10 protein-coding genes are annotated in these 12,277 nt (G+C 63.0%); 4 read left to right on the forward strand and 6 right to left on the reverse strand.

Annotated elements, in window-relative coordinates; translation table 11 throughout:
• Positions 1-18 precede the first annotated feature (18 nt).
• From OW521_RS15060 to OW521_RS15075, 4 genes are all read right to left on the reverse strand, one after another.
• Positions 19-1,836 (reverse strand): ABC transporter ATP-binding protein, encoded by a 1,818-nt coding sequence (locus OW521_RS15060; RefSeq protein WP_268020430.1) that lies wholly within the window; start codon positions 1,834-1,836, stop codon positions 19-21.
• On the reverse strand, positions 1,833-3,662 hold the full coding sequence (locus OW521_RS15065; RefSeq protein ID WP_268020431.1) for an ABC transporter ATP-binding protein: 1,830 nt from the start codon (positions 3,660-3,662) through the stop codon (positions 1,833-1,835). Before OW521_RS15065 ends, OW521_RS15060 begins: the two co-directional genes overlap by 4 nt.
• 357 nt (positions 3,663-4,019) lie before the next feature.
• A complete protein-coding gene (locus OW521_RS15070) occupies positions 4,020-4,982 on the reverse strand; it encodes a metallophosphoesterase (protein WP_268020432.1) in 963 nt (320 codons plus the stop codon).
• Positions 4,975-7,251, reverse strand: coding sequence for a transglycosylase domain-containing protein (locus OW521_RS15075; protein ID WP_268020433.1), 2,277 nt, complete (start codon positions 7,249-7,251; stop codon positions 4,975-4,977). Before OW521_RS15075 ends, OW521_RS15070 begins: the two co-directional genes overlap by 8 nt.
• Before the next feature lie 37 nt (positions 7,252-7,288).
• Between OW521_RS15075 and OW521_RS15080 the strand changes: the two genes are divergently transcribed.
• The 3 genes from OW521_RS15080 to OW521_RS15090 are packed head-to-tail and all read left to right on the forward strand — an operon-like array spanning position 7,289 to position 8,912.
• Positions 7,289-7,444, forward strand: a complete 156-nt coding sequence (locus tag OW521_RS15080) for a DUF4177 domain-containing protein (RefSeq protein WP_009359196.1) — start codon at positions 7,289-7,291, stop codon at positions 7,442-7,444.
• 2 nt (positions 7,445-7,446) lie between these two features.
• Positions 7,447-7,983: a RidA family protein gene (locus OW521_RS15085; protein WP_268020434.1), complete on the forward strand. Its 537-nt coding sequence runs from the start codon at positions 7,447-7,449 to the stop codon at positions 7,981-7,983.
• Between the two features lie 17 nt (positions 7,984-8,000).
• Entirely contained in the window at positions 8,001-8,912 is a 912-nt protein-coding gene (locus tag OW521_RS15090; protein ID WP_268020435.1) for an NUDIX hydrolase, read from the forward strand.
• Positions 8,913-8,998: 86 nt separating this feature from the next.
• On the opposite strand, the gene OW521_RS15095 is transcribed toward OW521_RS15090, so the two are convergent.
• On the reverse strand, positions 8,999-9,676 hold the full coding sequence (locus OW521_RS15095) for a Crp/Fnr family transcriptional regulator (protein WP_011775987.1): 678 nt from the start codon (positions 9,674-9,676) through the stop codon (positions 8,999-9,001).
• A gap of 247 nt (positions 9,677-9,923) precedes the next feature.
• On the opposite strand from OW521_RS15095, the gene OW521_RS15100 reads away from it, so the two are divergent.
• Positions 9,924-11,108, forward strand: a complete 1,185-nt coding sequence (locus tag OW521_RS15100) for a MarP family serine protease (RefSeq protein ID WP_268020436.1) — start codon at positions 9,924-9,926, stop codon at positions 11,106-11,108.
• 160 nt (positions 11,109-11,268) lie between these two features.
• Here OW521_RS15100 and OW521_RS15105 read toward each other — a convergent pair whose 3' ends face one another.
• Positions 11,269-12,270 carry a DUF2332 domain-containing protein gene (locus OW521_RS15105; protein ID WP_268020437.1) on the reverse strand — a complete coding sequence of 334 codons (1,002 nt, stop codon included), beginning with the start codon at positions 12,268-12,270 and terminating at the stop codon, positions 11,269-11,271.
• Between the last annotated feature and the right edge of the window lie 7 nt (positions 12,271-12,277).

Genomic DNA, 12,277 nt, shown 5'->3' on the forward strand with positions numbered 1-12,277 from the left:
TCGAGCACGGCGCCGAAGTTAGACCAGGGAGTCCTTCCAAGCGCCGTGCAAGCGAGCGAAGCGCCCTCCGACGCGGATGAGTTCGGCCGGTGTGCCGTCTTCCACGATGCGTCCCTTATGCACCACCAGTACCCGGTCTGCGGTCTCCACGGTCGAGAGCCGGTGGGCGATGATGATTGCGGTCCGTTCAGAATCCGATCCCGACAGGAGCCGGGACAAGCCGGCCTGGACCAAGCGTTCGGAGGGAATGTCCAACGAGGACGTCGCCTCGTCCAGGATGAGTACCGCCGGGGCCGCAATGAATGCCCGGGCGAATCCGATCAGCTGCCTTTGCCCTGCAGACACGCGTCCGCCGCGCTTGTTGACGTCGGTGTCGTAGCCGTCGGGCAACGCGGAGATGAAGTCGTGCGCACCGACGGACTTCGCCGCGGCTTCGATCTCCGCGCGCGAGGCTTCAGGCCGCCCCAGTGCGATGTTGTCCGCCACGGAGCCGCTGAAGAGGAATGCCTCCTGGGTGACCATCACGACGGCGCGGCGCAGGTCCGTCGTCGAGAGCTCCCGCAGGTCAATGCCGTCGAGGGTCAAGGAACCTTCGGTGACGTCGTAGAAGCGTGCGATCAGCTTGGCGAAGGTGGACTTGCCGGCTCCGGTCTGTCCCACGAGCGCGACGGTCTGCCCTGCGGGGATGTGTAGGTCCAACTCGGGGACCACCACACTGCCGTTGCCGTAGCCAAACTCCACGCCGCGGAAGTCGATTTCGCCACGGGCCCGCGGCAAGGGCACCGGGGTCTTGGGAGGCCGGACGGTGGGGACCTCCTGGAGCAGGCCGGAAACCTTCTCCAAGGCGGCCTGCGCGCTCTGGAAAGAGTTATAGAACATGGCCATCTGGTCCACGGGCTGGAAGAAGCGCTTCGTGGAAAGGATCAATGCCAGGAGTACCCCCACCGCCAGCTCGCCGGAGAGTACACGGAAGCCGCCGAACAGCAGGACCACCGCCACGCACACATTGCCGATCAGGACCAAGCCTGGTTGGAAGATGCCGTTGAGGTTGATGGAGCGGACCGTCACCTTGCGGTAGTCCTCGGACAGCTGGGCATAGCGTTCAGCGTTTTCCGGCTCCTTGCGGAATGCCTTGATGGCCCGGATGCCGGTCATGGTCTCCACGAAATGCACGATCAGCCGGGCGGAGACCACCCTGGATTCGCGGAAGGCGATCTGGGAATGCTTCTGGTACCAGCGGGACAGGAAGAACATGGGTACGCCGGTGGCGAGCATGATGAGCCCGCTGCGCCAGTCGAGGGCGAATACCGTGAACGCCGTGAAGAGCATGAACAGCAGTCCGGAAGCCAGCGAGCTGACGCCCGAATCGAGCAATTCGCGCAGTGCCTCAAGGTCCGATGTCTGCCGGGCGATAATACGGCCCGAGGTGTACTTCTCGTGGAACTCCAAGCTGAGCCGTTGCGTATGCCGGAACACCCGCAGCCGCAGGTCGAGGAGCATGGCCTGGCTCAGCTTCGCCGTTGAGGTCACGTAGAGGGCCGTCAGCAGTGCTGTTGCGATGGCCGCCGTCAGGTACAGGACTCCTGCCAGGAGCAGTGGCACGTTGTTACCGGCGAGCAGTGCGGGCAGTGCATGGTCGATGCCGAAAGCGATGATCGCCGGCCCCGCCACGCGGGTGGCCTGCGAGAGCACCACCATGCCCAGCGTCAGCCAAAACCTCAACCGGACCGGGCGGATGAGCGAGCCCAACAAGGCGACCGACCGCCGTCGTACTGCTTTGCTGTCGCTCCGGCTCAGGTGGGCGTTGTCTTCATTGGCGGTTCCGAAAGTGCTCATCGGCGGCCCTCCCCGGCTTGGTCCATGTGCTGTTCGGAATCGAGTTCGTTTTCCAGTTCGTCCAGTTCGCGGTCGAGGTCCTTCGGACCCGCGTCGAGGCTCGCGATCACGTAGCGGTAGTGCGCATTGTCGGCCAAAAGTTCCGTGTGCGTCCCGACTGCGGTGATGCTCCCGTTTTCGAGCAGCGCCACGCGATCTGCCAAGGCTACGGTTGAGGGCCGATGGGCGACGATGAGCGTGGTGGTGTCCCTGAGGACTTCGCGCAGCCTGGCCTCGACGAGTTCCTCCGTGTTCACGTCCAGGGCCGACAGTGGATCATCCAGCACCAGGACCTTGGGCTTGGCTGCGATGGCCCGAGCAAGGGCGATGCGTTGCCGTTGACCACCGGAAAGGCTCAGTCCTTCTTCTCCGATGAGGGTCTCGACGCCGTCCGGCAGCGAATACGCAAAGTGGGCCTGCGCGACGTCGAGCGCTTCGTCGAGCGCTTCCTCGGAGCCGTCGGGCGCGCCAAGCAGCACGTTGTCCCGGACCGAGCTGGAGAACAGCGTGGTGTCCTCAAAGGCGACCGCCACAACGGTCCGAAGCTGCTCCACGCTGAAGTCGCGCACATCCACGCCGTCGATCCGCACGGAACCTTCGGTGACGTCGTAGAGCCGGGGGACCAGCTGGAGCAAGGCACTCTTTCCGCTCCCTGTGATTCCTACGAGTGCCATGGTTTCGCCGGGCTTGATGTCCAGGGTGATGTCGCGCAGGAGCCGGGCGCCGTCGTCGAACCCGAAAGCGGCACCGTTGAAGCTCAAGGCTCCACGCAGTTCAGCCGGGGATGTGGGGTTCGCCGGGTCCGTAATGGTATTGGGTGTGTCCATGACCTCGAAATGCCGGTCCAATGCCGTCTTGGCGGTCAGTGCCATGGCCAGCAGCATCCCCGAGAATTCCACTGGCGACGCCACAACGGCCGCTGTGGCGAAGAACGCAACGAGGGAGCCGATGCTGAGTTCGCCCGTGGATACCAACAGAATCCCCGCAACGAGCCCGATTCCGAGTGCCAGTTCCGGCAGCAGCGTGACCACCAAGGTGAACGTCGCCTGATGCTTGGCCTTGGTGATCTCGGTCTGCCTCAGTTCCTCGGCCTGCTCATTGAAGTTCTCAAGTGCTTCACGGCTCCGGCCGAACGCCTTGAGCACGCGGATCCCGTGGACGGATTCCTCCACGGTGGTGGCGAGGTCGCCGGCCTGGTCCTGGCTGAGCCGGGTCACCAGGCTGAAGCGGCGACGGAAGCGGAACGAAAAGACCATGATGGGCACGGCGGCGGCCAGGAAGATCAAAGCCAGTTGCCAGCTCATGGAGAACATCACGAGGACGCCGATCACCACGGTCAGGGTGGTCACCACAAGCATGATGGCCCCGAACGCCATCCAACGCCGGAGGAAGTTCAAGTCGGTCATGGCGCGCGACAGCAACTGTCCGGAACCCCAGCGGTCGTGGAAGGAAACCGTGAGGTCCTGCAGATGACCATAGAGGGACACCCGCATTCGGGTTTCCACCGTGGTTGCCGGATTGATGACGAACTGGCGCCGCAGCGCCACCAGCCCGGCCTCTGCGATGCCGAGGGCAAGAACCACGACGGCGGCAATCCAGACGGCGTTGCTGGAGCCGCCGGGGTGGAGGGAACCGTTGATCAAAACCCGCAGTACCTGTGGGATGGCGAGCGCCACAATGCTGGCCATCAAAGCGCTGAGCAGCCCCATGAAAAGCCGGGGGAGGATCGGTTTTACGTGCGGATAGAGACGTTTGACGGAGGTGAAGAATGAAGTCTGTTTGGCCATGCCCGCTTCTCAACAGCTGTGTCCCGGTGTTCGGCGCCAACCCGGCGCGACACTCGGATGTAGTTTCCTGTAGCAACTACCCTATGCCATCGCGTGACGGGATTCACAGCAGCATTGCGCTGCGTGATAGGAGGTATTGGGGGGCGTGGTTCGTGGGCCCGCACCGGGGGACATGCTCAACTTGGGCAGCTAAGGATGGACATAGTGGTGATATGCCCATCTTTGGCCCGGCCCGGTGGGCATGTTCTGTGGCCAAAGGAGGACATGTCCAACCTTGGTGTGGCTCGACGGACATGCTCAGGGGTGGATGGAGCTATCAGTGCGCCGAGTTGGTACTGGCGGGCTCGGCGCCCGTGGCTACTGGCGGGCCGTCAACGTCAGCAGGACTGCCTCGGGCTTGCACGCGATCCGCACGGGCGCGAACCGCGAGGTGCCGATACCGCCCGAGACGTTGACCGGCGTCGTACGCCCGTTTGTTTCCCAGTCGTGCAATCCCTTGGCCCGCCACGTGGGGAGGTCGCAATTGGCCACGAGGGCGCCGTAGCCGGGGATGCAGATCTGGCCGCCGTGGGTGTGTCCGGCGAGGATGAGGTCTGCGGAGTCGTCCGTGAAATGGTCCAAGACGCGCTGGTAAGGGGCGTGGATGACCGCGACCCTCAGGTGCGGGCGGGAGTCTTGTCCCGAGGTGCCGCGGGGCCAGCCAGCGTAGCGCTCCCGATTCAGGTGGGGATCATCGACGCCGGAGAAATCGAAGCGGATCCCGTTGATGGGCAGCGACTGGTGCCTGTTGGTGAGATCGATCCAGCCGGACATCCCGAAACCCGAACGCAGCCGTGGCCAATCAAGCTCAACGGGATTGTTCTTAAGCCGCGAAGGGCCAAGGAGATATGTGGCCGGATTCTTGAACCGAGGCGCGAAGTAGTCGTTTGAGCCGGGGACAAAGACGCCCGGGAACTTCAACAGCGGCTGCAGGGCATCCAACAACGGAATGACCGCGTGGGGGTGGCTGAGGTTGTCGCCAGTGTTAACCACGAGGTCTGGTTGGAGCGTAGCGAGCGAACGCAGCCACGCGGCTTTCTTTCGCTGGCTAGGAACGAAATGGATGTCGCTCAGATGCAGGACCCGGAGAGGAGCTAATCCCTCGGGGAGGATGGGAACTGTCTCTTCGCGGAGCACAAACTGGTTCTTTTCCCAGAGGCCATAAGCGAGGCCCGCAACGCCAGCGGTTGCGCCGGCACCTGCCGCGACGGCAAAGCCGCGTCCGATGCTTCGGACGCGGCTTGCCAGCGATTCAATGACGGGCTTGGAGCTGCTAGCCATTGTTCTTTTTTCCATTGTCATTGCTGGTGGGTTGGGTGCTCGGCTGGGTGCTCGGCGAAGTGTTGCTCGGAGTCGGGGCACGGAACGAGGGTGCGTCCAAAAGGTTGGACGGCGGAGCCGGGAACGGGTTCGTTCCATAAGCAGGGGCAACCTGGGACATGTAGTTCGAGAACTGAGGGCCGGCGATCATGTAACCGTCGACGTTGGGATAGAACTTGCCGTTGACGGTGATGTTGCGGCCGAAGCGGTTTTGGCCGCCCAAGGGATCGCCGAACCAGCTGGCCGTTGCGAGGCCCGAGGTGTAGCCAACAACCCAGGTGGAGCCGTTGTTGTCATTGGTTCCGGTCTTGGCCGCGATGGGGAAACTCGTCTTGGTGGAAATCCTCGGCTGGATCAGCGAACCAGAACCCTGGTTAAGAACCTCTTGCATGGCGTAGGCAACACCGTGAGCAACCGCCGGGGTGACGGCGTCGCGACAGTTCGGAGACTGGGCAGGAAGCTTTGCACCCGTCTGGTCCGTCACGGACGTAATAGCGATTGGCTCGCAGTACTTGCCGTTGTTGGAGAACGTTGCCATTGCGCTCGCCATGGTGAGCGGTGCAGTTTGGGTGGAACCGATCAGGTTGGCCAGCGTAGTCATGGGGACTTTGGGATTGGGATCCGTGATCTGGCCGGACTTGTCACGGGCAGGGTTTCCACCGTGGATGCCCACTGCATCCACGATTTTCTGGATGCCGCACAGATCCACCTTGGATGCCGAGGCGAAAGTAGCTGTGTTGATGGAGTTCATCAGACCGTACAGGACCGTCATGGGGCGGTAGTAGCCGAGGTCCGAGTTCTGGAGGTCGAAGCTTTCAGGGATGTTGCTGTCGTACCAGCCGACGGTGGGCGCAGGGCAGGTGTTCTTCCAAGGGAAGTTCTGCGGGTATTTGCGGACAGACGCATCGATGGTGGTGTTCATGGACTTGCCCTCCTCGAGCCACTCGGCGAACGTGAAGGGTTTCATGGTGGAGCCAGGCTGGAATCCGCCCAAACCGTTGAGGTCGTTGCCCTTGGCATCGAGTACATCCACATTGAAGTTCTGTGTCTGATCGAACTTCCCAGCTGTGGGCAGCCAGACGGTGTTCTGGGCCATGGAAACGATCTTGCCGTTGCCTGGTTGGACCGAGACGATGGTAGCGCCCCACTTGTCCGGGTTGGCACCGGTGGTGGCATCAACCTGGGCTTGGGCGACGGCCTGGGCCTTGGGATCGAGAGTGGTTTGGATGGTCAGGCCACCGCGTGAGACGCGGCTGTTGCGTTCTACCGGCGTGGCGCCGTAGGCCGGGTTGTTAAGGAGCAAGTGAAGCACATAGTCGCAGAAGTACGGGGCCGTGGCGGCGTAGGCACAACCCTGGCGAGGCTGCGTGACCTTGGTGGTTACCGGCGTCGCGATGGCAGCGTCGTAGTCCGCTTTTTTGATCTTTCCCTGGTCCAACATGAGTCCGAGCACCAGGTCTCGACGCTGCTTCGCGTGGTCCGGGTTCGTGATCGGGTCGTAGTAGGACGGGCTGTTGACAACACCCGCGAGCAATGCGGCCTGCGGCAAGGTGAGGTCCTTGGCGCTGGTGCTGAAAAAGAGCCTCGAAGCGGCTTCGATGCCGTAGGCATCCTTGTTGAAGAAGACGATGTTGAGGTAACCCTCAAGGATCTGCTGCTTGGAGAACTTCTTCTCCAGGGCGATGGCCAGCTTCATTTCACGGAGTTTGTCGCCCACGCCCTTGTTGACGCCATTGAGCTTGACGTCTGCCCCTTTGTCCTGGGACACGAGGGACTCGTTGATGACGTTGTTCACGTACTGCTGGGTGATGGTGGATGCACCCTGCTTCTGGCCGCGCGCCGTGCTGACGATGGCGCGCATGATTCCGGTGGCGTCGATGCCGCCGTGCTCGTAGAAGCGGCTGTCCTCGACCGCAACGATCGCGTCCTTGATGTTCGGACTCATCTGGTCAAGGGGGACACGCGTTCGGTTCTCCGTATAGATGGAGGCGATCTGGCTGCCATCGGCAGCCAGGATGGTGGTCGCCTGGCTGGGCGGGTTCACCTGAAGCTCCGCCGGCAGCGTGTCAAAGAACTGAATGGACCCACTGGCCGCACTGCCTGAAACGGCGGCGGCGGGGACGAGCAGGCCCGCCACCAGGACACCACAAATAGCGCTCACACCAAGGAATCCGAGGATCTTTCCAAGAGTGGTGGCAGTGTCGAATAGAGGGTTCCTACGAGTCACCATGTTCTCCACTTTAGCGGCAAGGGCTAGTCTTTCTTTCATGACCAAATGGGAGTACGCCACGATTCCGCTCATCATTCACGCCACAAAGCAGATTCTGGACCAGTGGGGAGAGGACGGCTGGGAGCTTGTCCAGGTTGTTCCCGGGCCCGATGGAAACGGACTTGTTGCATACTTGAAGAGGGAGAAGCAGTAACAATGACAACCCCCGCAGAAGCCACCGTTGGCGCGGATTCCACAGCTCCGGCATCCGCCGTCGAGCAGCGCCTTGCCGAACTGGGACTGACCCTTCCGGCTGTCGCAGCTCCGGTGGCCGCCTATGTTCCGGCCATCGTCTCCGGCAACCAGGTCTACACCTCCGGACAACTGCCGTTCATTAACGGCAAACTCGAAGCTACGGGCAAAGTCTCCAGCGGTGAAGAGGGCCTTTCGGACGAGCCGACAGTGTCTCCGGAAGACGCTCATAGGTACGCAGCCGTCTGCGCAGTCAATGCCTTGGCTGCCGTCAAGAGTGTCATCGGAGACCTCGACCGCATCACGCGCATCGTGAAAGTGGTCGGCTTCGTGGCCTCCGATACTTCCTTCACCGGCCAGCCCGGTGTAATTAATGGTGCCTCCGAACTCCTCGGGCGTGTCTTCGGCGATAAAGGGCAGCACGCGCGTTCCGCCGTCGGTGTTGCAGTCCTTCCGCTCGACTCTCCCGTCGAGGTCGAGTTGATCGCTGAATTCAGCTAAGGAACCGGTTCATTCAATTGCCACAACTAGCCCGACGCCTGTTTGCGTTGCCCCCCGAGCTCGAAGGGGCGGCACGGAACTGGCTTCAGCTCGGCGAACGGGCCCCCCGCGCCGCGCGTTACGCATCATCCGTTGTTCTGCTCCGCGATTCGCCCACGGGCCTGGAGACGTGGATGGGTTACCGTCCCGGCTCCTCGCCGTTGGGTGTGGTCGCGTTTCCCGGCGGTTCGTTGGAACCCACCGACGACGACGCGCTCGGCTGGCTCGGCCCCTCGCCTCAGCATTGGGCTGACGCGCTCGGGACCACCGACGCCGGACTCGCCCGCCGCCATGTTGTGGGGGCCATCCGCGAACTGTTCGAAGAGACCGGTGTTTTGTTGGCCGGCCCGGACCTGTCCTCCACGGTGGAGGCAACGTCCACGCCCGAGTGGATGAAGGCCCGCGAAGCGGTAGCTGCCCAGGACAAGTCGTTCACGGATGTACTGGCCAAGCGTGGCTTGTCGCTCCGGACGGACCTGCTCAAGCCACTGGTCAACTGGCTCAGCCCGGACTTTACGCACAGGCGTTTCAACACCCGCTACTTCGCGGCCACGCTTCCCGTGAACCAGCAGCCTTCGTTGCTGGCGAGCAAGGGAGTCTGGGGCCGCTGGGTGTGCGTCTCAAAACTCATCGACGAGCGCCACACCACCGCTCTTGGCGACGAAATCGGCCAGGAAAACACTGCTGGCTTGACCCTGGGCCAATTGCTGGTGCCGGGCTCGGAGATCATCCTCGAAAAGATGGCTGCCGCCCAAGGCTGCATCGCGTATCTCAGCTACAAACGCAAGCCGCACATGTACCAGCCGCGGCTTGTGGAAGAGGATGGCACGCTTATGCTCGAAGTCGAAGCCGCCAGGACGGTTTCAGGGGAGCCGCAGCGGGAGCGCTGACGACGCGCAAATCCACTGGGGATACGCAAAATGCCTGGCGATACCGGAAGTCCGGTATCGCCAGGCATTTTCTGTGTCGCAGGAAATTAGCGGGAGCGCTGGCGGAGGCGCTGCATGTCAAGGATGACTACTGCACGGGCTTCCAGGCGGAGCCAGCCGCGTTGGACAAACTCAGCCAGGGCCTTGTTGACGGTCTCCCGGGAAGCGCCGACCAGCTGGGCCAGTTCTTCCTGTGTGAGTTCGTGGGCGACCAGGACGCCGTCCGTGGCGGGCCGGCCGAAGCGGTCGGCAAGGTCCAGCAGGGCCTTGGCGACGCGGCCCGGAACGTCCGAGAACACGAGGTCGGACAGGGAGTCGTTGGTACGACGCAGGCGGCGGGCAAGTGCCTGCAGCAACTGTGCAGATACCTCGGGGCGCGTCCGGAGCAGGGCGTTGAGGCTTTCGTTCTTCAGGCCTGCCAGGCGCGTCTCGGAAACGGCCGTGGCCGTAGCGGTCCGCGGGCTGGGGTCGAACAAAGCCATTTCGCCAAAGAGTTCGCCCGGACCGAGGATGGCCAACAGGGATTCACGACCATCCGGGGAGGTGCGGCCGAGCTTCACCTTGCCGGACACGATGAAGTAGAGCTGGTCACCCTGATCGCCCTCGCGGAAAACGGACGCTCCACGTGAAAGGTCCACCTCGGTGAGCTCGTCCGTCAGCAGACGGAAAGCGTCGTCGTCAAGGGTCGCGAAGAGGGGCGCGCGGCGCAATACCTCGATGTCCATGAAATCTCCTGAGTAAAAGTTCGGCTGGGGCGCTTCAGCCATTGTTTCAGAATTTTGTCGCGTCTGTGACGTACTTGGCAGCCGAAACGCCCTAAATCACGCGGAAGGGCCTCAAAACCGTATCCCAACTGGCCGGGAATGCTCCGCTAAGAGGCGGCTTCGTGATGCGGTTGGCAGCGTGCTCGTGAGGGAAAGCTGTCAGGCTATGCATCTACAATTGGGGCTTACTCGGCTGTGAGGAGCTTTGGTGTTCGGCTTGACCATTTTGGACCTGGCGTTGATTCTGACGCTTCTTTCCTACCTGATCTACGGACTGCGCAACGGCTTCTTCGTGACCCTCGGTGGAATCGCCGGCTTCGCGGCAGGAGCCGTGGCAGCCTTCATCGCGGTTCCGCTTGTTGGCGATTGGGTGAAGGACAGCGGTTGGAGGCTGACGGCCATCATCGGCTCGGCTGTTGTGCTCATCGTCCTGGGGCACGGGCTGGGCACTTGGATCGGCCAGAAGGTCCGCAGGGCCGTGCGGATTCAGCCATTGAACGCCTTGGACCGCCTGCTGGGTGGTTTCGTTAGCCTGGTGGTCGCGGCATTGGTGATGTCCATGTTGGCGTTCAGCATCGGCTCGTTGGGCGTGCCGCTCGTTTCGCAGCAACTCGCCGATTCCAAGGTGATCCGCTTCATCGACACCATGACGCCCACAAACGTCAAAGCCGGCGTCGCGCAGCTGCGTTCCACTGTCATGGGCAACGGCATTCCCCACATCATCGAAGGCATCGGTCCTGTTACCCCGTTGCCCGTCCCGAACACCAGCACAGACACCCCCGCACTCAACAATGCCGCACATTCCGTTCTGAAGATTGCCGGTACTGCCTATCAGTGTGGCCAGAACCAGACCGGGTCCGGCTTCGTCGTCTCTCCGGGCCGCGTAGTGACCAACGCGCACGTCGTAGCCGGCGTGTCCCAGCCTGTGGTGGAAATCCCCGACGGCGGCGCGTTACAGGGCCGCGTGGTTTATTTCGACAGCCAACGCGACCTCGCTGTGCTCGCCGTCGACGGTCTTCCGACGGCGCCGCTGCCGTTGAGCGCTGATCTTCCGGCCGGCTCGCCCGCAGCCTTCGCCGGCTATCCTCATGGCGGTCCTTTCCAGTCCAAACCTGCCGCGGTGGAGGGCATCTCGACCCTCCTGGTCCCGGACATTTACGGCAACAACCCTTCACCGGAGCAGGTCTACAAACTTGCCGGTGACGTGCAACCAGGCAACTCGGGCGGTCCCCTCCTGACGACGGAGGGCCAGGTTGCTGGCGTGGTCTTCGCCAAGACCACTTCGGACGTGGCCGTGGGCTACGCCCTCACCATGGACGAGCTTTCGCCGGTGGCCCAGCGGGCACCATCTCTGAGCTCGGCCGTGTCGCCGGGCCAATGCACCAAGAAATAACCCTCCCACCACGGGACATGCTCAGCGCTTGATCTGAGCAGTGGACATAGTGCGTTTATGTCCAACGCAGGCCACGAAGAATGAGCATGTCCCCAAGGGAGGATGCACATGTCCAGCGCAGGCCGCGAAGAATGAGCATGTCCCCAAGGGGACGGTGAGCTTAGAGCCACTCCAGGCTCTGGCCATGCGGGCCGGTGATGGCTGTCGGTACGCCGTTGTGCATGAGCAGGAATCGGCCCCGCAGCCGCTCTTCGGGCATCTCTGGGACCACGCTTGAGCCGTCCTGCTGGTCGATGACCATGTGGCCTTCGTTGGAGAGCCAGTGGCAGCCTCGGGTCGCCGCAAGTTCGGACACGCTGGCCCGGAATCGTGCCCGTTCCTGGGCATCGAGATACCCGAGCACCGCGCTGTGGAAGACCACCAGGGTGGAGTCCGCGGGTGCTTGGCTCGCCACTTCCAGCAACCGGTCATTGAGGTCCCCCGCCACCAGCAAAGGCGGATCCTGACGGGCTATCGCTATCGCCTGGTGGAGCCGTTCCCGGCGGAAGTCCTGCTCGGGCCAGATCAGGGCATCGAGCCACGCGACGTCGCTGGGATTCGTCACGTCCAACGGGTTCAGGTCGATGCCTGCCCGCCAACTGACTCGCGGCAACCGCTCGGGGATGGGGACCGGCCCCGAATCGGTGCAACGGAGCACTGGAGCATCAGCGTCGGCGCGGCCGATGCGCTTTTGCCGGGTGCCGTCGTCGTACTCGTAGCGGTATTTGTCCGGATACAGCGTGAGCCCGGCAGAGGCCCCGACTTCCAGGAGCGCGAGCGGTTTCTTTTCCGCCGCCGCGATCAACGCCAGCGACGGCAGGAGCGTGGCACAGCGGCCTGCTTCGTTGGTCTGCGTGGCGCGCGAAAGCACGGTCCGGGAAACATCGGCCCAGTGGGCATCCAGGAAGCTCCGGAACTCCGGATAGGGGCTGACGCGGGCGCCGAGGTAGCGGGCGGCGGCGAAGAGCAGAATGGGTTGCCGCTTGCTGTGCGGCCATTGGTCGATCCGGGCGATAAGCTCCGGATCGTCGGCCGCGGCAAGGGCCCATCGGGCGTAGCAGTCCGACGATCCGGGCGCGTCGAACGTGCCGAAGTGCCGGTACCAGTCAGCCGTGCCGCCCAAGGGAACC

Source organism: Arthrobacter sp. MMS18-M83 (genome assembly GCF_026683955.1).
Taxonomy (GTDB): domain Bacteria; phylum Actinomycetota; class Actinomycetes; order Actinomycetales; family Micrococcaceae; genus Arthrobacter.